This is a genomic window from Saccharothrix texasensis, from assembly GCF_003752005.1.
Classification (GTDB): Bacteria; Actinomycetota; Actinomycetes; order Mycobacteriales; family Pseudonocardiaceae; genus Actinosynnema; species Actinosynnema texasense.
On sequence record NZ_RJKM01000001.1, the window covers coordinates 4,822,451 to 4,847,599 of the forward strand.

The 25,149-nt window shown below is 72.9% G+C and carries 24 protein-coding genes; 11 read left to right on the forward strand and 13 right to left on the reverse strand.

What is annotated here, in order from left to right:
* Window positions 1–10 precede the first annotated feature (10 nt).
* Window positions 11–895 (reverse strand): AraC family transcriptional regulator, encoded by an 885-nt coding sequence (locus EDD40_RS20700; RefSeq protein WP_123744390.1) that lies wholly within the window; start codon window positions 893–895, stop codon window positions 11–13.
* 73 nt (window positions 896–968) lie between these two features.
* Here EDD40_RS20700 and EDD40_RS20705 point away from each other — a divergent pair, with 73 nt between their 5' ends.
* Entirely contained in the window at window positions 969–1,775 is an 807-nt protein-coding gene (locus tag EDD40_RS20705; RefSeq protein WP_123744391.1) for an NADP-dependent oxidoreductase, read from the forward strand.
* A 71-nt stretch (window positions 1,776–1,846) separates the two neighbouring features.
* On the forward strand, window positions 1,847–2,068 hold the full coding sequence (locus EDD40_RS20710; protein WP_123744392.1) for a PspC domain-containing protein: 222 nt from the start codon (window positions 1,847–1,849) through the stop codon (window positions 2,066–2,068).
* On the opposite strand, the gene EDD40_RS20715 is transcribed toward EDD40_RS20710, so the two are convergent.
* The 5 genes from EDD40_RS20715 to EDD40_RS20735 all read right to left on the reverse strand — a co-directional run bounded on the left by EDD40_RS20715 (window position 2,069) and on the right by EDD40_RS20735 (window position 7,171).
* The gene (locus EDD40_RS20715; protein WP_123744393.1) at window positions 2,069–3,418 is read right to left on the reverse strand and encodes a beta-N-acetylhexosaminidase; all 1,350 of its coding nucleotides are present in this window, start codon (window positions 3,416–3,418) and stop codon (window positions 2,069–2,071) included.
* Window positions 3,415–4,260 (reverse strand): carbohydrate ABC transporter permease, encoded by an 846-nt coding sequence (locus EDD40_RS20720; protein WP_123744394.1) that lies wholly within the window; start codon window positions 4,258–4,260, stop codon window positions 3,415–3,417. Before EDD40_RS20720 ends, EDD40_RS20715 begins: the two co-directional genes overlap by 4 nt.
* Window positions 4,257–5,144 (reverse strand): carbohydrate ABC transporter permease, encoded by an 888-nt coding sequence (locus EDD40_RS20725; RefSeq protein ID WP_123748174.1) that lies wholly within the window; start codon window positions 5,142–5,144, stop codon window positions 4,257–4,259. The genes EDD40_RS20720 and EDD40_RS20725 overlap by 4 nt, the downstream gene beginning before the upstream one ends.
* A gap of 2 nt (window positions 5,145–5,146) precedes the next feature.
* A complete protein-coding gene (locus tag EDD40_RS20730) occupies window positions 5,147–6,421 on the reverse strand; it encodes an extracellular solute-binding protein (protein ID WP_123748173.1) in 1,275 nt (424 codons plus the stop codon).
* A 96-nt stretch (window positions 6,422–6,517) separates the two neighbouring features.
* On the reverse strand, window positions 6,518–7,171 hold the full coding sequence (locus EDD40_RS20735) for a copper homeostasis protein CutC (RefSeq protein WP_236594634.1): 654 nt from the start codon (window positions 7,169–7,171) through the stop codon (window positions 6,518–6,520).
* A 130-nt stretch (window positions 7,172–7,301) separates the two neighbouring features.
* Here EDD40_RS20735 and EDD40_RS20740 point away from each other — a divergent pair, with 130 nt between their 5' ends.
* The 4 genes from EDD40_RS20740 to EDD40_RS20755 all read left to right on the forward strand — a co-directional run bounded on the left by EDD40_RS20740 (window position 7,302) and on the right by EDD40_RS20755 (window position 11,587).
* Entirely contained in the window at window positions 7,302–7,499 is a 198-nt protein-coding gene (locus EDD40_RS20740; protein WP_123744396.1) for a hypothetical protein, read from the forward strand.
* A gap of 182 nt (window positions 7,500–7,681) precedes the next feature.
* On the forward strand, window positions 7,682–8,287 hold the full coding sequence (locus EDD40_RS20745) for an RNA polymerase sigma factor (protein ID WP_123744397.1): 606 nt from the start codon (window positions 7,682–7,684) through the stop codon (window positions 8,285–8,287).
* A 59-nt stretch (window positions 8,288–8,346) separates the two neighbouring features.
* Window positions 8,347–8,769, forward strand: coding sequence for a carboxypeptidase regulatory-like domain-containing protein (locus tag EDD40_RS20750; RefSeq protein WP_268997141.1), 423 nt, complete (start codon window positions 8,347–8,349; stop codon window positions 8,767–8,769).
* A 199-nt stretch (window positions 8,770–8,968) separates the two neighbouring features.
* Window positions 8,969–11,587: a CHAT domain-containing protein gene (locus EDD40_RS20755; RefSeq protein WP_123744399.1), complete on the forward strand. Its 2,619-nt coding sequence runs from the start codon at window positions 8,969–8,971 to the stop codon at window positions 11,585–11,587.
* A 922-nt stretch (window positions 11,588–12,509) separates the two neighbouring features.
* Here the strand turns inward: EDD40_RS20755 and groL are convergent.
* The 4 genes from groL to EDD40_RS20780 all read right to left on the reverse strand — a co-directional run bounded on the left by groL (window position 12,510) and on the right by EDD40_RS20780 (window position 16,705).
* Window positions 12,510–14,132 (reverse strand): chaperonin GroEL, encoded by a 1,623-nt coding sequence (groL, locus tag EDD40_RS20760; protein WP_123744400.1) that lies wholly within the window; start codon window positions 14,130–14,132, stop codon window positions 12,510–12,512.
* Window positions 14,133–14,348: 216 nt separating this feature from the next.
* On the reverse strand, window positions 14,349–15,602 hold the full coding sequence (locus EDD40_RS20765; protein ID WP_123744401.1) for a serine/threonine-protein kinase: 1,254 nt from the start codon (window positions 15,600–15,602) through the stop codon (window positions 14,349–14,351).
* A 171-nt stretch (window positions 15,603–15,773) separates the two neighbouring features.
* Window positions 15,774–15,980 carry a cold-shock protein gene (locus tag EDD40_RS20775; protein WP_033443686.1) on the reverse strand — a complete coding sequence of 69 codons (207 nt, stop codon included), beginning with the start codon at window positions 15,978–15,980 and terminating at the stop codon, window positions 15,774–15,776.
* Window positions 15,981–16,060: 80 nt separating this feature from the next.
* Window positions 16,061–16,705, reverse strand: a complete 645-nt coding sequence (locus tag EDD40_RS20780) for an AIM24 family protein (protein WP_123744403.1) — start codon at window positions 16,703–16,705, stop codon at window positions 16,061–16,063.
* Window positions 16,706–16,759: 54 nt separating this feature from the next.
* Here EDD40_RS20780 and moeA point away from each other — a divergent pair, with 54 nt between their 5' ends.
* The 3 genes from moeA (at window position 16,760) to pssA (ending at window position 19,840) form a co-directional block, all read left to right on the forward strand.
* Entirely contained in the window at window positions 16,760–17,974 is a 1,215-nt protein-coding gene (moeA, locus tag EDD40_RS20785; RefSeq protein ID WP_123744404.1) for a molybdopterin molybdotransferase MoeA, read from the forward strand.
* A 176-nt stretch (window positions 17,975–18,150) separates the two neighbouring features.
* Entirely contained in the window at window positions 18,151–18,864 is a 714-nt protein-coding gene (locus EDD40_RS20790; RefSeq protein ID WP_123744405.1) for a phosphatidylserine decarboxylase, read from the forward strand.
* A 4-nt stretch (window positions 18,865–18,868) separates the two neighbouring features.
* Complete coding sequence (gene pssA / locus EDD40_RS20795) at window positions 18,869–19,840, forward strand: CDP-diacylglycerol--serine O-phosphatidyltransferase (RefSeq protein WP_123744406.1); 972 nt, start codon at window positions 18,869–18,871, stop codon at window positions 19,838–19,840.
* 214 nt (window positions 19,841–20,054) lie between these two features.
* Here pssA and EDD40_RS20800 read toward each other — a convergent pair whose 3' ends face one another.
* A complete protein-coding gene (locus tag EDD40_RS20800) occupies window positions 20,055–20,636 on the reverse strand; it encodes a peptide deformylase (protein WP_123744407.1) in 582 nt (193 codons plus the stop codon).
* Between the two features lie 111 nt (window positions 20,637–20,747).
* Between EDD40_RS20800 and EDD40_RS20805 the strand changes: the two genes are divergently transcribed.
* Both EDD40_RS20805 and EDD40_RS20810 read left to right on the forward strand, forming a co-directional pair.
* Window positions 20,748–21,044 carry a DUF3263 domain-containing protein gene (locus EDD40_RS20805; protein ID WP_053715184.1) on the forward strand — a complete coding sequence of 99 codons (297 nt, stop codon included), beginning with the start codon at window positions 20,748–20,750 and terminating at the stop codon, window positions 21,042–21,044.
* Window positions 21,041–21,685: a LytR C-terminal domain-containing protein gene (locus tag EDD40_RS20810; RefSeq protein WP_123744409.1), complete on the forward strand. Its 645-nt coding sequence runs from the start codon at window positions 21,041–21,043 to the stop codon at window positions 21,683–21,685. Before EDD40_RS20805 ends, EDD40_RS20810 begins: the two co-directional genes overlap by 4 nt.
* A 69-nt stretch (window positions 21,686–21,754) precedes the next feature.
* Here EDD40_RS20810 and EDD40_RS20815 read toward each other — a convergent pair whose 3' ends face one another.
* Together EDD40_RS20815 and EDD40_RS20820 are read right to left on the reverse strand one after the other, a co-directional pair.
* A complete protein-coding gene (locus tag EDD40_RS20815; RefSeq protein ID WP_123744410.1) occupies window positions 21,755–24,019 on the reverse strand; it encodes an AAA family ATPase in 2,265 nt (754 codons plus the stop codon).
* Between the two features lie 348 nt (window positions 24,020–24,367).
* Window positions 24,368–25,135, reverse strand: a complete 768-nt coding sequence (locus EDD40_RS20820; protein WP_211348216.1) for a hypothetical protein — start codon at window positions 25,133–25,135, stop codon at window positions 24,368–24,370.
* Window positions 25,136–25,149 lie beyond the last annotated feature (14 nt).

Here is a 25,149-nt window from a genome sequence, read left to right on the forward strand (position 1 = left end):
CGGCGGCGCACTACCGCGCGCGGCGGAAGCGGCCCGGGGCGGTGCCGTGGGCGCGTTTGAAGGCGGCGGCGAAGGCGAACTCCGAGGCGTACCCCACCCGGCGGGCGATGGTCGCCAGCGGTGCGTCCGTGTCCCTCAGCAGGCGTGCGGCGGTGGTCATGCGCCACCACGTCAGGTAGGTCAGCGGCGGTCGGCCGACCAGGGCGGTGAAGCGCTTGGCGAACGGTGCGCGGGACAGGCCGGTGGTCGCGGCCAGTTCCGCGACCGTCCACGGGTGGGCGGGGTCGTGGTGCAGGTGGCGCAACGCGGTGGCGGTGACCGGGTCGGTGAGCGCGGCGGCCCAGCCGGTGGTCCGGTCGGACCCGGTGAACCAGGTGCGCAGCAGGTAGACCAGCAGCGTGTCGAGCAGGGCCGGGACGAGGGCGTCGGAGCCCAGGCGCGGGTGGTCGAGCTCGCCGGCCAGGAGGGTGACGGCGGCGCGCAGGTCCGGGCCCGACACGAGCACGGTGTCCGGCAGGTCGCGCAGCAGCGGGTGCACGTCCCTCAGCTCGTAGGCGCCGCACAGCGTGACGGTGGTCGGGTGCGCGGGCGCGGGGTGGTCGACGGCGAAGTCCGGGGCGTTCGGGTCGCACGCCTCCCCGGTCACGGGCGTGGTGGGGCGGTCCGCGAGCACGTGCCCCCGACCGTCGGGCAGGAACACGACGTCGCCTGCCCGCAGCTCGACCGGGTCGGCGTCGTCGCGCAGCAGCCAGCACGTGCCCTCCAGCACCACCTGGAACCCGGACGCGCCCGGCACCGGCGCGAACCGCTGCGCCCACGGCGCCTCCCACGCCACCCGGGCGACCACGGGCCGGCCCGTCCGCATCACCGCGACCACGTCGCTCAGCACGTCCACGGAAGACGATTGAACATGTACACAGGATTCCGCAACATGGATCGTCTCCTGACGACTGCATACCGTCGGCACTGTGAAAAGCGCACGCGTCCACACCCACGGCGGCCCGCACGTGATCGTCGTCGACGACGTCCCCATCCCACGACCCGGCGCGGGTGAGGTGCTGGTCCAGGTGGCCGCGACCTCGTTCAACCCCACGGAAGTCGCCGTGCGGCAAGGCCGGTTCACCCTCCCGCTGCCCCACATGCTCGGCTGGGACGTGGCCGGCACGGTCGACGGCGACCCGGTGGTCGGCTGGATCGACGGCGCCGCCGCCGAGTACGCCGTCACCACCCCGGACCGCCTCGTCCCCGCGCCCCGCACCGTCCCGCTGCCCGACGCCGCCGCCCTGCCCCTGGCCGGCCTGTCCGCGTGGCAGATGGTGGTCGAGCACGGGCGCGTGCGGCCCGGCCACCGGGTCCTGGTCAACGGCGCGGGCGGCGGCATCGGCGGGTTCGCCGTGCAGCTGGCCAAGCACGCGGGCGCGCACGTCACCGCCACCGCGTCCCCGCGCAGCGCCGAGGTCGTGCGGGACCTGGGCGCGGACCACGTCGTCGGCTACCACCCCACCGGCCGGTTCGACGTGGTGCTCAACCTCGTCGCCGACGCCGAAGTGGCCCGGTTGGGCGACGTCGTCGTCTCGGCGACCCTGAGCGACGCACCCGACGCCCACTTCGTCACCCGCTTCGACGCCGCCCAGCTCACCGGGCTGGTCGCCCTCGTCGACCGAGGCGTGGTGCGGATCGACGTCTCCGAGCGGCACGGCCTCGCCGACCTGCCCGGACTGCACCGCCGCGCCGAGGCCGGCGACCTCAGGGGCAAGGTCCTGGTGACACCCTGAGAACGGGGGTCCGGGGGAAGTCAGGGTGCGTCCCCGATGCCCGGAAACGCCTGGCGGAGCACTCTTGAGCCATGACGAACGACGTGCTCACCGAAGCCACCGCCAAGGTCAAGAAGCTCCGCCGCAGCCGGACCGACAAGATGGTCGCGGGCGTCTGCGGCGGCGTCGCCAAGCTCCTCGGCGTGGACGCGGCGCTGGTCCGCATCCTGCTGGTCGCCGCCACCCTCTTCGGGTTCGGCACGGGCGCGGTCCTCTACCTCGCCTGCTGGCTCCTCATGCCCGAAGAGGACTGATCACCGCGGGTGACCGGGCACGCCCGGGAGCACCTGCCACGGCCGGGGGCCGTCGAGGGGGCGGTACTCGACGCCGAGCGCGTCGAGCCGCGGCAGGTGGTGCTCGGCCAGCCGGGTCAGGAACTCCGCCACGTCACGCTCGGCGGGGCTCCACACGACCTCGGCGAACGCGCTCAACCGGGGGAACGCGGCGTAGTCGAGGCGCCGCGGCGAGTCGAGGTGTTCGGTCCACAGGTTCGCCTGCGCCCCGAGCACCCGGTCCGCCGCCGCCGGTTCGTACCGGTAGACGTCCTCGACCGCGGTGACGGTGCCGACGGGGATCGGCTCGTCGGGGTGGTCGGACTGCCGGTAGTCCAGGTAGAGGTGCTCTTCCGGGCACATCACGACGTCGTGGCCCCGGTCCAACGCGGTCAGGCCGGGCTCCTCGCCGCGCCACGACGCGACGATCGTGCGGGCCGGCAGTGGTCCGACGCCGAGCACCTCGTCCCAGCCGAACGGCCGCCGCCCGCGCTGGTGCAGGTGCTGGGCGAGCCGGCGGACGAACCGGCCGTCACCGCCCTCGGCCTCGTCGCCGCCCAACCCGATCACCTCGGACGGGAACACGTCCAGCAGCTCGTCGAACACCTGCCGGTAGAAGTCCACGGTGGGCTCGTCGGCCCGCAGCACGTTCGGGTTGATCCCCCAGTCCGTCCACACCCCGCCGCCGGACGCGCCCAGCTCCGGGTACGCCGCGATGGCCGCCTGGCTGTGCCCCGGCACGTCGATCTCCGGCACCACGGTGATCTGCCGCTGCGCCGCGTACGCGACGACTTCCCGCAGGTCGTCCTGGGTGTAGTAGCCGCCGTGGGGCCGCCCGGCCATGCCGCCGGCCCGCCGGTCGCCGAACCGCGAGTCGGGCCGCCACCCGCCGACCTCGTGCAGCCGGGGGAACCTGCGCGACTCGAACCGCCAGCCCTGGTCGTCGGTCAGGTGCAGGTGCAGCACGTTCAGCTTGTGCACGGCCAGCAGGTCGACGTACCGCAGCAGGTCGTGCTTGGGCAGGAAGTGCCGCGCCACGTCCAGCATCACGCCGCGCCACGCGAACCGGGGGTGGTCCTCGACCTCGCACACCGGCAGCGTGACCGCGCCCGGCGGCACGGCCCGGAACGCCGCCGGCCCGCTGAGCTGCCGCAACGTCTGCCGGGCGTAGAACTCGCCGGCGTCGTCGGACGCCCGCACCCGCACGCCGTCCGCCGAGACGGACAGCCGGTACCCCTCGGCGGGGCCGGCTTCCCGGGTGACCTGGAACGTGCCGTCGAACGGCACCTCGCCCTCGCCGCGGGCGAACACCACCGGGCGCGGCAGGATCACGACTTCACCGCCCCGGCCAGGCCCGCCACCAGGCGCCGCTGCACCAGGATGAAGAACAGCAGCACCGGGATCGTCATCAACGTCGAACCGGCCATGATCGCCCCCCAGTCGTTCTGATCGGGTTTCACGAACACCTGCAGCGCCAGCGGCAGCGTCTGGTTCTCCGCCGCCGAGATGATGAAGGTCTTGGCGAAGAGGAAATCATTCCACGCGTGGATGAACGACAGCACGCTCGTCGCCACCAGGCCGGGGGCCACCAGCGGGAACAGCACCTGCCACAGGAACCGGAACCGGGACGCGCCGTCCAGCGTGGCCGCCTCCTCCAGCTCCACCGGCACGGCCGCGACGAACCCGCGCAGCATCCAGATCGCGAACGGCAGGCTGAACGCCAGGTGCACCAGCACCAGCGACCCGAGGTGGTTCAGGCCGAACACCGGCGCCACGTCCCGCACCGACCGCATGAGGAAGAACAGCGGGATGGTCAACGCCTCGACCGGCACCATCTGCACCACCAGCAGCATGATCAGCAGCGTGGTGCGGCCGCGGAACCGGAACCGGGTCAGCGCGGTGGCCGCCAGGAACGAGATCAGCAGGCTCAGCAGCACCACCGCGACCGCCACCACCACGCTGTTGAGCAGGTAGCGGCCGAAGTTCTGCACGGTCAACGCGCGGGTGAAGCTGTCGAGCGTCGGCGCGAGCGTCCACGGGCGCGGGTCGGCGGAGATCACCTCCGCCTCGGGCTTCACCGCGGTCAGCGCCATCCAGTACAGCGGGAACGCCACCACGGCCGCGACGACGACCGTGACCGCTTCCGCCAGGCCCCGCGACGCACGCCGGTTCACAGCACCTCCCCGCTCCGCCGCAGCGCACGCAGGTAGCCGAGGGTGACGAGCAGCAGCAACGCCGTCATCACCACGCCGATGCTCGCGCCGAGCCCGTACTCGGAGGCGGCGAACGCCTGCTGGTAGGCGTAGACGTTGAGCACCAGGTTGCGGCCCGCGATGCCGCCGCCGTTGGTCATGATGTAGATCTGGGTGAACACCTTGAAGTCCCAGATGACCGACTGGATCGTCACCACGATCAGCAGTGGCCGCAGCAGCGGCAGGATCACGCTGGTCGTCGTCTTCACCGTGCTCGCGCCGTCCAGCGCGGCGGCTTCCAGCACCTCGCCCGGTATCGACTTGATCCCCGCGTACAGGGTGACCATGACGAACGGGAACGAGCACCAGATCACCTGGGCCGCGACCAGCCCGAACGCCAGCCACTTGTCGTAGGTCCAGGACAGCCCGGTGGTGCCCAGGACCTCGTTGACGAACCCGAAGTTGGCGTCGAACAGGAACAGCCAGATCGTCGACCCGGCCACCGTCGGCGTGGCCCACGCGCCCAGCGCGGCGAGGAACAACGTCATCCGCGCCCACGTGCGGACCCTGGTGGCGAGCACCGCCAGGGCGGCGCCGACCAGCAGGGTGCCCGCCACGCAGACCGCGGCGAACCCGACCGTCTGCCCGAGCACGGCCCAGAACCGCGCGTCGGACAGCAGGGCCGTGTAGTTGCCCAGGCCCAGGAAGGTCAGCGGCGCGCCACCGCTGACCTGCTCCTGGCCGTAGTCGAACAGGGAGATCAGCACGAGCTGGTAGATCGGGTAGCCCATCAGCCCGACCAGCACCAGCAGGGCGGGGGCGAGGTAGGCGAACGCGATCCGCCCGTCGCCCTTGGCCGTCCGCATCGTCACGAGTCGAAGGCGGCGTTCATCTGGTCGGCCGCGTCCTTCGCCGCGCGGTCGAGGTCCTCGCCGCCGGCGGCGACCTGCTGGAGCAGCGTCGGCAGCACGGCCTGGGCGTCGATCTTGGCCCAGTTCGGCGTGACCGGCACGAACCGCGTGCCCGCCTCCAGGGTCTCGATGAACGGCTCCAGCACCGGGTTGGCCTTCGCCACCTCGGCCTGCACGTCGCCGAACGTCGGCAGGTTCCCCATCGCGTCGAACATCTTGCGCTGGTACTCCTTGCCGCCGAGCAGCCGCACGAACTCGTTGGCCAGCGTCTTGCGCGCGCTGCCCTTCAGCACGCCGAGCAGGTTGCCGCCCGCGAACGCCGGCGCGATGTCGCCGGCCTCCTTGCCCGGCAGCGGCACGACCGCGTACTTGCCGGCGGCGCTGGAGGCGTCGACCGACTTGCGGTTGAAGTCGCCGCCCACGACCATCGCCGCCTTGCCCGCGCGGAACGCCTCGACGCTGGCGTCGCCGCCGTTGCCCGCGCACTGGGCGGGCGGGCAGATGTCGTCGGCGATCAGCTCGGTGTACTGGCGCAGCCCCGCCTTCGACTCGGCGCTGTCGATGGCGGCGACGTACCGGTCACCGTCCTTGCGGGCGATGTCGCCGCCGTTGGCCCAGACGAACGGCATCGCGCCGTAGGTGTACTTGCCGCCGGCGGAGATGCCGAGCAGGTCCGGCTTGGCGGCGCGGATCTTCCTGGCCAGCGGCGCGATCTCGTCCAGGGTGGCCGGTGGCTGGAGGTTCAGCTCCTGGAACACGTCGGTGCGGTAGTAGAGCGCGCGCACGCCGACGTACCAGGGGACGCCGTAGACCTTGTCGTCCACTTCGCCGGTGTCGAGGACGGCGGGCAGCAGGTCCTTCGCCTCGGACCAGCCGCCGAGGTCGAGCTCGGCGAACCCGCCGCCCGCGACGTAGCCGGCCAGGTCGGTGTTGCCGAACTCGGCGACGTCGGGCGCGCTCGCGGGGTCGCTGAACGCGGCCTTGAACCGCTCGGCGCGGGTCTGCACCTGGATGTACTGGACGTCGACCGTGACGCCTTGGTGCGCCTGCTCGAACGCGGTGACCGCCTCCTCGACGACCGCCTCCTTCGGGCCCCGGTTGACCTCGTCGAACAGCCAGACCCTCACCTGTCCCGTCTGATCGTCGCCGCCGGTCGGCGCCGAGCCGGACTGGACCGGGGCGCACCCGGCCAGCACGACGGCGCCCACGACCGCTGCTACTGCGAACCGCATCTCGCCCACCCTTCAGGTGTGTCCCGCGTTGCGTGATGTGCAACGGCTATTTCACGGGAAGCAACGGCGATGCTAATGTCCGCATCGGCAAGCGGTCTAGACCAGATTCGCCCAGGTCCGGACGGCGTCGGCGGACACCGGGGCGTCCCATCCGCCTGGCCGCACCGCGCCGCCGACGTGGAACCCCGTGACGCCGAGGGCCTTCAGCGGCGCGACGTGCTCGGCCTTCAGCCCGCCGCCGACCAGCAGCCGCACCGACCCCTGCCGCGCGGCCAACCGCTCCAGCACGCCGAAGCCGTCGGCGACCCCGCGCGCGCTGCCCGCCGCGAGCACGGTGTCGCAGCCCAGTCCACCGACGACGGTCCACGCCGCCTCGGGGTCCGCCGAGTTGTCCAGCGCCCGGTGGAACGTCCACGCGCAACCGTCCAGCTCGGCCACCAGCGCCGCGCACGCCGCCTCGTCCACCCACGCGTCCCCGTCGAGGAAGCCGAGCACGAACTCCGACGCGCCCGCCTCGCGCAACGCCGCCGCGTCCCGCCGCAGCCCGTCCAGGTCGCCGGGCGCGAACCCCGGCGCGTCGCGCAGCATGACCCGGACCGGCAGGTCGGTCGCGGAGAGCACGTCCCGCAGCACGGGGACCGGCGGCGTCAGCCCGTCCGCGGCCATGTCGACGGTGAGTTCCAGCCGGTGCGCGCCGCCGGCCTGCGCGGCCTCGGCGTCGGTGGCGTCCAGTGCGATGACCTCAAGCATGGTCTGGACCATAGCCCGCACGGGGGCGGGGGCGTCGTCAGTGAACTGTTAAAGCGGCCGGGTGTATCTCCCGTAGAACTACTCACTCCTTATCTGATGACCGGTCCTCAACCCCGACTGAGGAGGCCGAATGACCGCCAATCCGCCTGGCGTCGACGAGCTGGACCCCGCAGAGCTGGAGAAGCAGTTCGCGGGCGACGAGGAGTCGGTCGACGGGCTCGACCCGAAGGACGACCTGCACGACGTGCCACCGGCGACGCCGCAGGGCCACCACCAGACGCACAGCGCGCCGGTGGCCCTCGACACCGCACCGGTGGCGGGTAGCTAGACCTCTGGGGGAGGAAGGGTGGCAGTCGGTCGGCTTCGAGGGGTGCCGATCGGAGGTCGCCCGCAATGGGGGGAGGCGGTCCGCGGTGCGAGGGGGGCATCGCGGACCGCCGCCGCGCCGGTGACGGCGAAGGTGTGTGACGATCAGCTTCGGCTGGGGGACGCCGAGAAGGAGGTGACGACGTGGGAGAACTGCGCACTGCCGGTGAGCGCCCACCGTGGGAGGGTCTCGACGGGACGGACCGGCACGCGGCCTGTGTCGTCGCTGCCCGCGACGGGGACCGCAGGGCCCTGGACGTGCTGGTCGCCGACCTGACGCCACTGGTGTGGCACGTCGCCCGAGGACACGGGCTGGACCGCAGCACCGCGGAGGACGTGGTGCAGACGGTCTGGCTCGCGCTGCTGCGACACCTCGACCGGCTGGTCGAGCCGCGCGCGCTGGCCGGGTGGCTCGTCGTCGCGACGCGCCGCGAGGCCCAACGGACCTGGACACCGGCTCGCCGTGAAGCGGCGCTGAGCGACGAGCTGGCGGATCAACTGGAGAGCGAGTACGGCCTGCCCGAGGACGCCGCCCTGGTCGACGACCGGGACTACCGGCTCTGGCGGGCCTTCGGCCGCCTGTCGCAGAAGTGCCAGGAACTTCTGCGGCTCACCGTGCTGGCCGGCCGGGCGGAGTACCGCGCGGTCGCCGAGGCACTGTCCATGCCGCGCGGCAGCATCGGCCCCACCCGGGGTCGGTGCCTGACCACGTTGCGCGCACATCTCGACGCGGAAGGAGGATCGCGGTGAACGACATCGACCCGCGCGATGACCGCAGAGGCCAAGAGGACACCGCTGTCCTCACTGAACTGAACCGCCTGGTGTACGAGTTGGACGCGCCCCCACCGGGGCTCGTCGAACGCATCCAGTTCGCGGTGGCACTGGAGAACCTGGACGTCGAGGTCGCCCGCTGGGAACGCGCCGGCTCGTTCGCGGGCGTGCGCGGCGGCAGCCCCGGCACCATCACGTTCACGGTGGACAACCTGACGCTGATGGTGAACTTCACGTCCATCGGCGCCCGGCACCGCATCGACGGCTGGCTCGTGCCCGCGGGTGAGCACACCGTCGAGGTGCGGGTGGCCGAGCACGAGTCGAGCACCACCAAAGCCGACGACGGTGGCCGGTTCGTGCTGTCCGACGTGCCCGCCGGCACCACGCAGATCGTGGTGCACCTGGTGAACTCGCGCGGCGAGCCGGGGCGCACGGTCGTGACACCGACGATCATGTTGTAGGGAACGGTTCCGCCAGACGACCGCGGGGCGGCGTCACGATGGGTCGACCGATCGTGCACTCACGGAGAGTAACCCGTTCGGCTCACGGATAGCCTCCACAAGACGGCTTCTCGGACACGTTCTGTGTGCTGGCATTAAGGACGTGTCCGTGTCTCGTGCTGCCCTGCCGGTCTCCTCCCCCACTTCGAGCGGTGTCGAAGTGGCGGCTGACCTGCACAAGAAGGCGTTCCGGGCGGCGTCGGCCGGACGTCCGGCGGAGGCGGTGACGCTCCTGCGCCGGGCGCTGCGTGCACTGCCGGTGACGTCACCGGGCGTCGAAGCGACCACGGTCCGCATCCGGATCCTGATCACCCTGTCCTACGGCGAGGCGGAGACGGACTCGGTCGAGGACGGCCTGGCGCGCCTGCGGACGGCCGCCGAGCTGATCGCCGGGCTGCCCGAGGGGCCGGGCGCGGTCGGCCTGCGGGCGATCGTGAAGGACCAGGAGGCCTTGATCCTCCACCGGGCCGGCCGGACCGCCGAGGCCCTCGCGCTCTACGACGAGTCGGTGCGCCAGTTGGAGGCCGGGTGGGCGGCCGGCGACGTCGGGGCGGCGACCCTGTCGACCGCGCTGATGAACCGCGGGTTGACCAACATCGCGTTCGGCTTGCCGGAGGCGGCGGAGCGGGACGCGCGCCGCGCCATCGAGCTGGCCGAGGCCGAGGACCTGCCGCTGCTGAAGGCGAAAGCGCTGGGGAACCTCGGCGACATCGCCCACCTGACGGGTGACGTGCCCCGGGCGCTGGCGTTCCACGAGCAGGCCGAGCGGGCGTTCCGGCTGCTCGCGCCGGACCTGGTGGCGCGGACCCAGATCGACCGGGCGCGCGTGATGCTGGCGGCGGGGCTGGCCGACGAGGCGGCCGGGCACCTGGACGAGGCGCTGGTCGTGCTGCGCCGCCGGCGCGTCGGCCAGGACCTGGCGGAAGCCGAACTGGCCCGCGCCGCCGCGGCCCTGCTGCAAGGCGACCCGACCACCGCGCGCCAACTGGCCGACCAGGCCCAACGCCGCTTCCGCCGCCGTGGCAGCAAGTCGTGGGCCGAACTGGCGGCGCTGATGCGCATGCGGGCCGAGTTCGCCTCGGCCACCGCCGAACCACCCCCCTCCCCCACCGGCCCCGCCACCGTTCCCCCGCCCCCGCCGGGCGCCGTCGTCCCGTCCCCGACCTCGATCCGCGCGGCGGGTGCCTCGGCGCGGGTGACCCCGGCCCGCGCGACCCGGCTGGCCGAGCGGTTGACCGCGGTCGGGCTGACCGACGAGGCCTCCGTCGCCCGGCTCCTCGCCGTGCGGATGGCGATCCGGCGCGGCGACACCCGGGCCGCGCGCACGCTGCTGAACCAGGTGCCCGCGCCGGGCCCCATCACCCCGATCGACCACCGGATGCTGCTGCGGCTGTGCCGCGCCGAGCTGGCCGTGGCCGTCGGCGAGCCGGGGCTGGCGCTGCGCGAAGCGGAGGAGGGCCTGGCCGAGCTCGGCCGCGTCCGCGATCGGATGGGTGGTCTGGACCTGCTCTGCGGCACCGCCGTGCACGGTCGTGAGCTGGGGGAGCTCGCCGTCGGGCTGGTGCTGGAGCACGACGGTGACGCCGAGGCGACGTTCGTCTGGCTGGAGCGGACGCGGGCGCAGGTGTACCGGTACGAGCCGTTGCCGGCGATCGACGACCCGGTGCTGGCGCGGCGGGTGGCGCAGTCCCGGTCGTTGTCGCGGGCGGTGCAGCAGGCGCGGTTGGACGGCCGGCCCGTGGCGGAGCTGGAGGGCCGGCTGGACGCGTTGCAGCGCGAGGTGGCCCGGCTCGGGTGGCACACGAGCGTGTGGGGCCGGCCGCGACCGGTGTGCGGGGTGGCCGACGTGCGCGCCGCTCTGGGCGACCGGGCGATGATCAGCTTCGTGACGCACGGCGACGTGCTGTCGGCCGTGGCGCTGGTGGCCGGTGAGGCGACGCTCGTGCGGCTGGGACGTGCGGCGCAGGTGTTCGAGTCGGCGCGGCAGTTGCACGCCGACGTCGACGTGCTGGGACCGGACCACCTGCCGCCGCTGCTGGCCGCGTCGGTGGCGGCGTCGGCGGCGCGGCGGGCGGAGCGGTTGGACGAGGTGCTGTTCGGGCCGTTGGCCGGGTTGATCGGCGGGCGCGAGCTGGTCGTCGTGCCGACCGGCGACCTGTACGCGGTGCCCTGGAACACCCTGCCGTCGCTGCACGGCCGCCCGATCGTGGTCGCCCCTTCGGCGACCGCGTGGCTGAACGCGGCCGCGGCGCGGACCGCGGCGAGCCGGGTCGTCCTGGTCGCCGGGCCGGACCTCCCCGAGGTGGTCGGCGAGGTGAGCGCCCTGCACGGCACCTACCCCGATGCGGTGATGGCGGAAGCGGTGGGTGACGTACTGGCCGCGTTGGACGGCGCCCGCTTGGCGCACATCGCGGCGCACGGCGAGCACGTCGCCGACAACGCCCTGTTCTCGCGCCTGGAACTGGCCGACGGCCCGCTGTTCGCCCACGAAGCCGCCCGCCTCCGCACCACACCCGAACAAGTGATCCTCGCGGCGTGCTCGCTGGCGCTGAGCCACATCCGGCCGGGCGACGAGGCGCTGGGCTTCGCGGGAGCCCTGCTGGCCGGCGGCTCGCACACCGTCGTGGCCGCGGTCAACCAGGTGGGCGACCGCGCCGCCGCGATGACCATGGGGACGTTCCACAAACTGCTGGCGGACGGCAAACCGGCCTCCCACGCCCTCGCCGAAGCCATTGCCGCAGACCCCCTACGTCGCCCATTCGTGTGTTTCGGAGCCTGAACTTTCCGCAACCACCACCCAATACGACCGAGTGAATCCGTCCTCTTCCGAACACCAAACCCCCACCCCCACATCACCAACCGCAAGCGATTGCGCAGCGAATTCGCGCTCGGTGACGACGCACAAACAGCCCGGTCAGGCTCCGTCAGGCCCGGTCAGGCTCGGCGAGATCCCGGTCTTCCGTCGCACGCGCCGACCAATGCCCGCGCAGCCGACGCAATTCACCATTCACCGGCGCGATCCACAATCCGATCAACGCTTCGCCACGCCCGCGCGCGGCAAGCCGGGTGGCAGCTTCGGCGGCAGCGGATGAGATCCGCGGGCTGAGCCGGTCCGGGGCCGGAGCCGGTCCGGGGCCGGAGCGGGGCCGGAGCGGGGCGGGGGGCGGGGTCTGAGCCGGGTGGTCGGGTCAGGGTGTCGGGTGGTCCGGTCGGGCGGGTCGGGGTCGAGGGCGGGGTGGCGGTCGGAGTCGGCAGGCGGTGGGTGGCGGGTCGGGGTCGGCAGGTGGCGGGGTGGCCTGGGCCAGGGGGCGTGAGCCAAGGGGCGTGGGGTGGAGCGGTCGGGATCGGGCGGGGCGGTGGGGCCGGTGGGCTGGCTGGTCTGGCTGGTCTGGCTGGGCAGGTGGGGTGGTTCGGGGTTCGGTCTGGTTTAACCGAGGGACGGTAACGGTGTTTCCGTACATTTTCGGGTCGATCTCACCCGATGGTGTGACCCGGCGGTACGAACCTGCTGGTCGGCGGTTCCCGGCCCGCGCCACCATCGCCCCGGCCCACCCGCCCGCCCGCCACCGTCCCGCCCCGCCGCGTCCACCGCGCAGCGCCGCATCCCAACCCTGGGTACAGCGAAGGGCCCGGGTCGCCAGAGGCGAGCCGGGCCCTTCGTGACTTCAGCCGATCAGACCTCGGTCAGGTGACCTGGTCGATCAGAAGTCCATGCCGCCGGCGTCCGGGACGGCCGGGGCAGCGCCCGCCTTCTCCGGCTTGTCCGCCACCACGGCCTCCGTGGTGAGGAACAGGGCGGCGATCGACGCGGCGTTCTGCAGCGCCGAGCGCGTGACCTTCGTCGGGTCCGGCACGCCGGCCGCCAGCAGGTCCTCGTACACGCCGGTCGCGGCGTTGAGGCCGTGGCCGACGGGCAGGCCCTTGACCTTCTCCACGACGACACCGCCCTCGAGGCCGGCGTTGACGGCGATCTGCTTCAGCGGCGCCTCGACGGCCACCTTGACGATGTTCGCGCCGGTCGCCTCGTCACCTTCGAGGTTCAGGCCCTGGAACGCGATCTCGGCGGCCTGGAGCAGCGCGACGCCACCACCGGCGACGATGCCCTCCTCGACGGCGGCCTTCGCGTTGCGAACGGCGTCCTCGATGCGGTGCTTGCGCTCCTTGAGCTCCACCTCGGTGGCGGCGCCGGCCTTGATGACCGCGACACCGCCGGCGAGCTTCGCCAGGCGCTCCTGCAGCTTCTCGCGGTCGTAGTCGGAGTCCGACTTCTCGATCTCCGCGCGGATCTGGTTGACGCGGCCCTGGATCTGCTCGGCGTCACCCGCGCCCTCGACGACCGTGGTCTCGTCCTTGGTCACGACGATCTTGCGCGCCTTGCCCAGCAGCGACAGGTCGGCGTTCTCCAGCTTGAGGCCGACGTCCTCGGTGATGACCTGGCCACCGGTGAGGGTCGCGATGTCCTGGAGGATCGCCTTGCGGCGGTCGCCGAAGCCGGGCGCCTTCACGGCGACGGACTTGAACGTGCCGCGGATCTTGTTGACGACCAGCGTGGCCAGGGCCTCGCCCTCGACGTCCTCGGAGATGATCAGCAGCGGCTTGCCGCCCTGCATGACCTTCTCCAGCAGCGGGAGCAGGTCCTTCACCGACGAGATCTTCGAGCCGTAGAGCAGGATGTACGGGTCCTCGAGGACCGCTTCCTGACGCTCCGGGTCGGTCACGAAGTAACCGGAGATGTAACCCTTGTCGAAGCGCATGCCCTCGGTGAGCTCGAGCTCGAGCCCGAGAGCGTTGCTCTCCTCGACGGTGATGACACCTTCCTTGCCGACCTTGTCCATCGCCTCCGCGATGAGCTCGCCGATGGTCGAGTCGCCCGCGGAGATGGACGCCGTGGCGGCGATCTGCTCCTTGGTCTCGACCTCCTTGGCGGTCTTCAGCAGCTGCTCGGTCACGGCCTCGACGGCCTTCTCGATGCCGCGCTTGAGGCCGAGCGGGTTCGCACCCGCGGCCACGTTGCGCAGACCCTCGCGGACCAGAGCCTGGGCGAGCACGGTGGCGGTCGTGGTGCCGTCACCCGCGACGTCGTCGGTCTTCTTCGCCACTTCCTTGACGAGCTCGGCCCCGATCTTCTCCCACGGGTCCTCGAGCTCGATCTCCTTGGCGATGGAGACGCCGTCGTTGGTGATGGTCGGCGCGCCCCACTTCTTCTCGAGCACGACGTTGCGGCCCTTGGGGCCGAGCGTCACCTTGACGGCGTCGGCGAGAATGTTCATGCCACGCTCGAGACCGCGGCGGGCATCCTCGTCGAACGCGATCATCTTGGCCATTGCGGTGTGTTCCTCCGCCTGATTACGAATGGGGCCACTGCGGGCGCACGCCCGCAGCGGAACACGGTGCTTCGGCCAGGCTCGGTGCCCGCGACGGACGACCAGCCCCCAAGAGGGGACGGGCCTCACCGTCCCAGCCTGCGTGTTGGCACTCAGGTGTTCCGAGTGCCAACACCGTGTTTAGCACTCGACGGAGGAGAGTGCAAGAAGAGCTGGTCAGCGGGACGTGCGAACGGGCACGCTGGTCGGCAGCGGTTTCTTGCTCGTCGTGCCTCCGACCTCGATGGATTGGCTCGTGCCGCCGTTGCCGCCGGTGCCGCCCTGGCGCGGAGGTTCATCCTTCGGCGTGAGGATCACCACGAGGATGACGATGAGCACGATCGCCACCGCGCCCGCGAGCACGGGCGCGAACCACGCCGGCCGCGACTTGGCGGTGGTGGTGAACGCGCTCGCGCCGACCTGCGCGGGCGGACGCAGCCGCACGGGCTCGTGCAGGAATCCCGGTGGGGGCTGTTGCTGCTGGTAGGGCTGCTGCCGGTAGGGGCCGCCGGGCTGCTGCGACACGGGCACGCCACCGGTCTGGGGGCCCATCGGCACCACGCCGGAGTCCGTGCGGCGTGGCGGCGGCGCGCCTTGCGGGGCGGCCGACAGCGCGACCCGCGCGGCGGCGACCAGCTCGACGCACGAGCCGTACCGCTGGTTGGGGTCCTTGGAGGTGCCCTTGCGCAGCACGTCGTCGATGGCGGGCGGCAGCGACACCATCGAGGTCAGCGACGGGATCTCCGCGCCGAGGTGCCCCTGGATGACGTCCTGCACGCTGCCCTGGAACGGCGGCCGGCCGGACAGGCACGCGAACACCATGCACGCGAGCGCGTACTGGTCGGTGCGGCCGTCGAGGGGTTCGCCGCGCAGGTGCTCGGGCGCGGCGTAGGTGGGTGAGCCGAGGAAGTCGCCGGTGCGGGTGCGGTGCCCGGTGGCGCCGCGCCGGGTGAGGCCGAAGTCGGCGAGGTAGACGTGCTCGCCCGCGGCTTCCTTGGCGGTGACCAGCACGTTGGCCGGTTTCACGTCGAGGTGGACCAGGCCCTTGCCGTGCAGCATGTCGAGCGCTTCGGCGACCTGGCCGAGCAGCGTCAGGGTGCGCGCGGGCGAGAGCGGGCCGTCCTTGATGTGGCTGGCGAGGTCCTGCCCGTCGACCAGCCGCATGGCGATGTAGAGCAGCCCGTCGACCTCGTCGAAGTCGTAGAGCGGCACGATGTTGGCGTGGTCGATCGCCGAGGTGTTGCGCGCCTCGTCGACGAACCGCTCCCGGAACTCGGCATCCGCGGTGAGGTGCTCGCCGATGACCTTCAGGGCGACCTTGCGACCGAGCCTGACGTCCGTGGCCTTGTAGGTCACGCTCATGCCACCGCGGCCGAGCACCCCGTCGATCCGGTAATGGCCCAGCCGTCGCCCGCTCAGGTCCTCCGACACGCGACGGAGCCTAACGTCCGCGTACAGGGCCTTGCGCGGGGTTCCCGGCAGATGGGGCGGACGGTCCACCGGGCGGACCCGGGCGAGGACCTCGGCGGCCGTCTCCGCGACCACCCCGGCACCGGTTTCAGGAAGGACGCCCGACCCGCCTGGTGACGGGCCGGGCGGAGGTCACGGCGCCTTCCGCACGTCCGATGCCTGGCTGCGGCCGTCGCGCCCCGCCTGGATCTCGAACTCCACGCGGTCGCCCTCGGCCAGCGTCCGGAAGCCTTCCATCTGGATCGCCGAGTAGTGCACGAACACATCGGGCCCGCCGTCGGCCGCGATGAATCCGTAGCCCTTCTCCGAGTTGAACCACTTGACCGTGCCGACAGCCAAGACGTCCTCCTTCGAGAAATACCCTGAGCAAACCGCCACGCTAGAGGCACGAGGGGGTTCGCCGATACCTCCTTATGGAGTCATGAGCGTGCGCTGAATCCGTTGTCGCGCAACCAACTGACGAGTCCGCGCGGGCTGCGGGTCCGGGTGAGCACGAGACCGGGTCCGGCGAAGTCGAGGACGAGCCCTTCGCCATTCCGCACGGATTGGGGCGCGCCGGGGGAAACGGCGCGCAGCCGGCACTGCACGGTGTCGGCGAACGCGACCACGTGGCCGCCGGCCAGGGTGACCAGCTCGCCGGGGTCGAGGGTGACCACGTCGAGCGTGCCGTAGCAGCTGAGCACGACCGACCCGGTGCCGAACGCGTAGGTGAGGAAACCCTGGTCGCCGCCGTGCAGCGCGCGCACGGGCGGCGCGGACGGGTCGAGGTGGGCGGTGGCGGCGCAGGCGAGCCAGCTGTCGCGGGAGACGCACCAGCCGGTCGTGGCGTCGAGCTCGAGCACGTGCAGGTCGCCGGGCAGGGGCGGCGCGACGTCCACCCAGCCGCCTTCGGGGCCGGCGGTGCACAGCGCGGCGCTGACGCCGGGTGACTTGGTGCGGCCGTCGACGGTGACGCCGTAGCTGGTCGCGAGCACGGAGGAGCGCTCGACCACCACCGGCTCACCGGGTGCCAGGACGAGTCGGGCCACCCCGAACGTGGGGGTGTGGCGGGTCCGGACCTGCAACTTTCCCCCTGTCGTGATCAGCCGGTCGGAGCAGTCTGCCACGGGCACGGCAGGATGGGGCGCGTGTCTGACACGCTGACCCGAGTCGCTGATCACAAGGCCCACGTCGCCGGGCTGGTCGGGGCGATGCCGGTGGTCGAGTCGCCGGTGGCGGACTGCCTCGGCCTGGTGCTCGCCGAGGACCTGGTGGCGACGGTGCCGTTGCCGCCGTTCGACAACTCGGCGATGGACGGCTACGCGGTCCGCGCGGCGGACCTGGCGTCGGTCCCGGTGCGGCTGCCGGTGGTGGAGGACATCCCGGCGGGGCGGGCGGCGTCGGCGCCGCTGGCGGCGGGCACCGCGCACCGGATCATGACGGGCGCGCCGGTGCCGGTGGGCGCGGACGCGGTGGTGCAGGTGGAGTGGACCGACGGCGGCACGGCGGTGGTGCGGGTCGACCGGCCGGTGGTGGCGGGGCAGAACGTGCGGCGGATGGCGGACGACGTGGCCGTCGGCACGACGGTGCTGCGCGCGGGCGTGGCGCTCGGTCCGGCGCAGTTGGGGTTGGCGGCGGCGCTGGGCTTCGGTTCGCTGCCGGTGCGGCGCAGGCCGCGGGTGCTGGTGCTGTCGACGGGGTCGGAGCTGGTGGGGCCCGGTGTGCCGTTGGAGCCGGGGCAGATCTACGAGTCGAACGGCGTGATGCTGGCCGCCGCGGTGCGCGAGGCCGGCGGCGAGGCGGAGCTGCTGCGGTTCGTGCCGGACGACGTCGAGCGGTTCCACGCGGCGATCGCGCCGCGGTTGGCGTCGGTGGACCTGCTGCTCACGTCCGGTGGCGTGAGCGCGGGGGCGTACGAGGTGGTGAAGGACGCGTTCACCGGGCGCGGCGTGGAGTTCACGAAGGTCGCGATGCAGCCGGGCGGGCCGCAGGGCGCGGGCCGCTACCAGGGGGTGGCGGTGGCGACGCTGCCCGGGAACCCGGTGAGCGCGCAGGTGTCGTTCGAGGTGTTCGTGCGGCCGGCGCTGCGGGCTGCGATGGGGTTCTCGCGGGTGGAGCGGCCGACGGCGGCGGCCCGGTTGAGCGCGCCGATCACGTCGCCGGCGGGGCGGACCCAGTTCCGGCGCGGCGCGTACGACCCGGCGTCGGGGCGCGTGGTGACGCCGGTCGGCGGGCCGGGTTCGCACCTGCTGTCGGCGCTGGCGGTCAGCAACTGCCTGATCGAGGTGCCGGAGGAGGTCACGGAACTCGCGGCCGGCACCGAGGTGGCAGTGCGCCTCCTACACGGAGAGTGATGTCGATCTGACGCTGCGCTATTGATCACACGTGTGACGGGGATTACACTGGGGGTGATCGAAGTTTCGGCCGGTCCGTGCGTTTCGTCGGGGGACGCACGGGCGGGCCGGACGCGGGCCGGCGGAGCCGCGTAGCGTGTGGCGGGCCGGAAGCACTGCCCTGACACGGAAGAGCCATGACCGTCGATCGCGACAAGCACAGTGGTGCCGTCTCCCACTTCCTCGAGCTCGCCCGGGGGATCGTCCCCCCGATGCACCCCGCGGGCCGTCCCTTCGTGGCGGGCGCCGCAGTCGCGACGCTGCTGCTGCGCCGGTACTCCAAGCGCGCCGGCGTCGTCGGCGGCCTGCTGACCGCGTGGGTCGCGTGGTTCTTCCGCGAACCCAAGCGGACCACGCCCACCCGACCCGGCTTGGCGGTCGCGCCCGCCGACGGCACGGTGTCGCACGTGGTCGAGGCCGTGCCGCCGGTCGAGCTCGGCCTCGGCGCCACGCCCATGACCCGGATCAGCGTGTTCCTGTCGGTGTTCGACGTGCACGTGCAGCGCGTGCCCGTGCCGGGCCTGGTGCGCCAGGTGTCGTACCGGCCGGGCAAGTTCCTGAGCGCCGACCTGGACAAGGCCAGCGAGGACAACGAGCGCAACACGGTGTGGCTGACCACCCCAGGCGGGCACGACGTGGTGGTCGTGCAGATCGCCGGGCTCGTGGCGCGGCGCATCGTGTGCGAGGTCGCCGAGGGCGACAAGGTGGCGGTCGGGCAGACCTACGGCCTGATCCGGTTCGGCTCGCGGGTCGACCTGTACGTGCCGACCGGCAGCCGCGTGCTGGTGGAGGCCGGGCAGCGCACGATCGGCGGCGAGACCGTGCTCGCCGAGCTACCCGCGGAGGGCTGAGCGGATGGCTCCCAGTGGGCCGGGGATCAGGCTGCTGCCGAACGCCATCACGGTCCTCGCGATGTGCGCGGGGCTGTCGGCCGTGCACTTCGCGATCATCGGGATGTACGGGGCGGCGATCGGCTCGATCGCGGCGGCGGCCGTGTTCGACGGGTTGGACGGGCGGATCGCCCGGCTGCTCGACGCGACCAGCAAGATGGGCGCGGAGCTGGACTCGCTGGCGGACGCGATCTCGTTCGGCGTCGCGCCCGCGTTGGTGATCTACGTGTGGAGGTTCGACCCGGGCCGTGAGGGCTGGGTCGTCGCGTTGATCTTCGCGGTGTGCATGGTGCTGCGGCTGGCGCGGTTCAACACGCTGCTGGAGGTGGAGCAGCCGCCGTTCGCGAAGGAGTTCTTCGTCGGCGTGCCCGCCCCGGCGGGCGGGTTGCTGCTGCTGCTGCCGCTGATCCTGGACGAGCAGCTCGGCCGGCCCGGCTGGTGGTCCAGCCAGGCGGTCGTGGCCGTGTGGACCGTGGGCATCGCGCTGCTGCTGGTGAGCCGGATCCCGACGCTGTCGGTGAAGACCATCAAGGTCCCGCCGCGCTACGCCGCGCCGTTGCTGGTGCTGGTCGGCCTGCTGGCGGCGGCCGTGATCACGTTCCCGCTGGTGGCGCTGATCGCGGCGATGCTGGTGTACCTCGCGCACCTGCCGTACTCGGTGCGCCGGTACCGGTGGCTGTCGAAGCACCCGGAGGCGTGGTCGGTGCCGGCGGCGGACCGGCGGGCGATCAAGCGGGCCCACGGCGTCGCCGCGCGGCGGCTGGGCTTGCGGCAACCGCTGGGCGGTCGCGTGGCCGGCGCCGCGATGCGCGCCGTGCGACGGCCCCGGCGGGCGGTCGACCCGACGCAGGTGGCGGCGGAGACGAACGGTCAGGCGAGGCCGGGCAAGCGCCGGGGCTGGCGACAGCTCGGCCTGCGCCGACACGACCGCCCCTGACCCGCCCCACGCCGCTGCCCCCACCGCACCACAACGGCCCCGCAGCACACCACCAAGGCCCGATGTGACCTGGGTTCGGGTGCTTCAGGCCGGACGAAGCCGGCAGGCCCGGCGGGACGCTGTACCCCGCCCGGCCTGCCGGCTTCGGCCGGCCTGGAGCGCCCGTAAGGGCCCCATGTCACATCGAGCCGTACTCTCCAACCGCCAACCCGCGCTAGTCGTCGTCGTCCGCGAACGGGTCCTCCGAAGTCGCCGGATCCCACGACAGCCCGGGCACGCCCCAGCCGTTGGCCTTGATCATCTTCTTCGCCGCGCGCTTGTGCCGCCCCACCAGCCGGTCCAGGTAGATGATCCCGTCGAGGTGATCGGTCTCGTGCTGCAGGCACCGCGCGAAGAACCCGGTGCCCTCGACCTCGACCGGCTTGCCCTCGCCGTCGAACCCGGTCACCTTCGCCCACGACGCCCGGCCCGTCGGGTACGTCTCCCCCGGCGCGGACAGGCAGCCCTCGAAGTCGTCGTCCGGGTCCGGCATCCCCAGCGGCACGTCCGACGTCTCCAACGTCGGGTTCACCACCACACCCCGGTGCCGCACACCCTCGTCGTCCGGGCAGTCGTAGACGAACAACCGCAGGTCGATCCCGATCTGGTTGGCCGCCAGGCCGACTCCGTGCGCCGCCGTCATCGTCTCGTGCATGTCGTCGATCAACGTCCGCAGCGACTCGTCGAACACCTCGACCGGGCGGGTCGGGTTGTGGAGCACGGGTTCTCCGGCGATCCGGATCGGGTGAACTGCCATGGCGTGCAGCCTAACGGCGGGTCGGATCGGACGCGCCGACCGATGAGCGACCCACCACCAAGATCACGTGATGTAATGGCACCCACGCACGGGACACGGCTGAGGAGCCAGATGGACGCCGCAGAGGCACTGGCGCCGGCGGAGGGGCCGGACGACGGTTTGAACGACCGGGAGCGCGAGATCCTGGCCTTCGAACGCCAGTGGTGGAAGTACGCGGGTGCGAAGGAACAGGCCGTCAAGGAGCTGTTCGACATGTCCGCGACGCGCTACTACCAGCTGCTCAACGCGTTGATCGAGAAGGAAGAGGCGTTGGCCGCCGATCCGATGTTGATCAAGAGATTGCGCCGGTCCCGTTCCGGCAGGCAACGCGCCCGCGCGGCGAAGCGGCTGGGCGTCGAGCGCCGATGACGAACCCGGAACAGTCGACGGGTCCCGCGCACCCGGCCCGCGCCGCGGGTTACGCGCTGCTCGGCGTGGCCGTGATCGCCCTGGTCGTCGGCCTGGTCAGCCTGTTCACCGGCGACCCGGACGACAACCCGCCCGCGGCCCAGTCGTCCCCGCCCTCGGCGACCTCTGGCACGCCGGACGGCTCCGCGACCTCGGCCGCGCCCACCGAGCCGACCACCACCAGCCCGCCGCCGTCGGAGACGTCGCCGCCCGCCGGCACGTCCGCGCCCACGACGACCGCCGTTCCCGGCGGCCCGACCACCACGGACACCCCGCCGCCGCCCGTGGCCACGGCGCCCAAGGTGCCGGTGCGCATCTACAACAACAGCACCACCCAGGGCCTGGCCAAACGCGCGTCGGACGAGGTGGAGCGCGCCGGCTGGCAGGTCGCCGAGAAGGGCAACTACTCCCAGGGCACGATCTGGACCACCACGGTCTACTTCCGCCCCGGCACGGACGAGGAAGCCTCGGCCCGCGAGCTGGCCCAGCTCCTCAACGCCCGCGTGGAACCCCGGTTCGACGGCATCCAGGCCGCGCAGCCCGGCATCATCGTCATCGTCACCAACGACTACCGGGGCCCGTCCGGCAAGGTGTCCAGCTAGCTCCACACCCTCGCCGGACAGGTCCCCCGAACAACCGGACAGGCCGCCCGGACAGACCCTGGGCCGCGTCTAGCGTTCGCGTGACCTGGCGTAGGCGGCGAGGGCTTCGAGCTGGGCCGGGTCCAACGACGGCCGGACCGCTTCGCGCGCCGACGCCAGGTGGGCGCCCGTCACCTCCGCCGCCGACAGCGACTCGCGCATCGCGGTCAACGCGGCCTCGCGGATCAACGCCGCGCAGTCCGCCGCCGAGTACCCGTCCAGCTCCTCGGCCAACGCGTCCAGGTCCACGTCCGACCCCAGCGGCGTGTTCCGCGACGACGCCCGCAGGATCTCGGCGCGCGCCTCGGCGTCCGGCGGCGGCACGTAGACGAGTCGTTCCAACCGTCCAGGCCGCAGCAGCGCGGGGTCGACCAGTTCGGGCCGGTTCGTCGCGCCGAGCACGATGACGTCGCGCAGCGGCTCGACCCCGTCCAGCTCGGTGAGCAGGGCCGCGACCACCCGGTCCGACACGCCCGAGTCGGAGGACTGGCCGCGGCGGGGCGCGAGCGCGTCCACCTCGTCCAGGAACACCATCGCGGGGGCCGCCTCGGCCGCGCGGCGGAACAACTCGCGGACCGCGCGTTCGGACTCGCCGACGAACTTGTCCATCAGCTCGGCGCCCTTGACCGACAGCACGTTCAACCGGCCGGTACCCGCCAGCGCCCGCACCAGGAACGTCTTGCCGCACCCGGGCGGCCCGTAGAGGAGGAGGCCGCGAGGTGGCGCGACACCCAGCCGGGCGAAGGAGTCGGGGTACTGCAACGGCCAGAGCGCGGCTTCGGTGAGGGCCTGCTTGACCTCGGTCATGTCGCCGACGTCGGCCAACGTGAGCCCACCGGTGCGCAGGGTGTCCGAAGTGGACATGGAGATCGGTCGGACGGTCTCCAGCGCTCCCAGCAGGTCGGCCTGCCCGACGCGCGGCTCGTCCGCGTCCCGCTGTCGCAGCGCGGCCCGGAGTGCCGCTTCACGCCGCATCGCCACCAGGTCCGCCGCGACGAAGCCGGGCGTCCGGTCGGCGATCGCGCCGAGGTCCACATCGGACTCGACGGGCACGTCGCGCAGCAGGACCCGCAGCAGCTCGGTGCGCGCCTTGCCGTCGGGCAGCGGCAGCACGAGTTCCCGGTCGACCAGCTCGGGGACCCTCAGCCGGGGGTCGATCGCCTCCGGGTGCGCGCTGGTGACGACGAGCGCGACCCCGTCGGGGCGGGCGCGCAACGCGTCCAGCACGACGGTCGCGACGGGCGGGGCCGAGGCGGCGGGCAGCAACGCCTCGACGTCGGTCAGCACCAGCACCGCCGGGGCCCGCGACCCGGCGCGGCTGAGCGCGTCGGCGACCCGCTGCGCCGCCGCGTTCGCCTCCAGCACGGCGATGCTGGGTGCGGCGACTTCGACCACCGTGGCGCCGGCGCCTTGTGCGACGGCCCGCACGAACGTCGCCTTGCCGACGCCTTCGGGCCCGCTGACCAGCGCCGCCAGCCGGGCCGCGGCACCGAGGCGGGCGAGCAGCTCCGGGTGGCTGAACGTCAGGTCGAACCACTCGGCCAACCGCTTCGCGGCCTCCTGCTGCCCGACGAGGTCCGCCACCGGCACGGCGGGCGTCACGACCTCGACCTCCGCCGGGCCCGAACCCGCGCCGGTCGTCGCGGTCACGCCCGCGGTCGTGCCCGTCGTGCCCGTCGTGCCGGTCACGCCGACCGTCGCGCCGCTTCCCGCCACGACCGCGGGCGCGTCACCCGTGCGCGCGCCGTCACGCCAGCCGACCACCGTCGACGGCTGCACGGCCACCGGCCCGGCCGGGTCGGCGGAGGTGATGGTGAGCAGTTCGTTGGTCCACGTCATGCCGATGGCGTTGGACAGCTTGCGCCGGGTGGCGCTCACGTCCGAGCCGGGCGGCGGGGCGAGGTCCTGCGGGAGCAGGGAGACGGCGTCGCCGACGGTCAGCACCTTGCCGGTCAGCGCCATGCGCAGGGTTTCGGGGGTGAGCGACGTGCTGGCCAACCGCGATCCGGCGACGGTGACCGAACGTGCGGCGGTGACGTCCACCGGGGCCACCACGATCTCCGCGCCTTCCACCACGCCGAGGTTCGACAGCGTGACGTCGTCCACGAGCACCACGCCGGGCGGGTCGTCGCCGGAGGTCGCGGCGGCCAGGGCGGCGCTCACCCGGGCACCGGTCAGGCGCACCGCGTCCCACGCGCGCAGGCCCAGCGCGTCGAGCACCTCCGGGTGCAGGCGGACCACGCCGCGGCGGGTGTCCAGGGCCGAGGGGGACAGGCGGGCGGTCAGCGTGATCACGGGGTGAGCGTAGTTGGGGTGGGCGGCCGGGGGCGTGTGGTCGGCCGGCTCGGGCCGGGTGCGGGCTCCGCTCGACCGGCGGGTGCGGGCGACGGGGGCGGCGGTGGTCGCGGGTGGGTGGTGGGTCGGGGCGGGGGTTGAGGGGCGGTCCTCGTTGTTTCAACCGACGTTTCAGGATGGCGATAACGGCGTTTCGGTACATGACTCTTCCACGATCACTCGAACGGGCGACGAACGTGGGTGGCCCGCGAAGTACCGAAGAGGAGTGTCCTCGCAGGTCAGGTCAGGTTGGCGCGCTTGGTGAACCTGGCCGACCCGAAGCCGGGTGTCCGCGACCTGACCGGCGTCCTAGACCGGGTCAGCGGCCGGTTCGCCCGGGCCCGGACCGGGGTTCGGCGCGTCCGGGACCGGGTCCGCGGTGGCGTGCTGGTCGCGGTGGGCCTTCGCCTGGTGGTCGGCGCGCGGCGGGCGTTCGGGACGGCGCCAGGGCAGTTCCGGGAACGACGCGAGCTCGACGTGCGTGGCGCAGCGGGCCAGGTCGGCGTACGCGCCGGCGAGCACGGCGGCCCGGATGCGACGCACCTGGCCGACCGTCGGCAGCTCCCCCACCAGCAGGAACGGCAGCAGCAGCCGCCAGACGCCGACGATCGCGACCCGGGACCGGTGCGGTGCGCGCAACGTCGCCCTGGCCACGCGCAACGCGTGCTCGCCCGCGTCGATGGCGCGCGGGTACCCGGCGTGGTCCCACGACCAGCGCAGGCCGTCGGCCATCGCGCAGCGGACGCAGTCGGCGGGCCCGGTGGCCAGCTCCTCGCCGCACTGGCTGCACGCGAGCAGGGTCATCGCCCAGTCGGTGCAGGTCCACGGGTGCCTGCCGACCTCGTCGGCGAGCACGAGCTCGGCGAGTTCGCGCTCACCCGCGCCGCCCTCGGCGAGCTGTTCGGCGGCGAGCAGCACCTGCCAGTCCTGCAGCCAGTACTGGTCGACGAGCTCCGCGCAGAACCGGCACGCCGGGTAGCCGCGACCGGCCAGGTCGCCGCACGACGGGCAGGGCGAGACGGCGGCGGGGCGGGCCACGCGCCGGGCGCCGGGCGGGAACGGCCGGTGATCAGCCACGCGGAGAAAGGTAC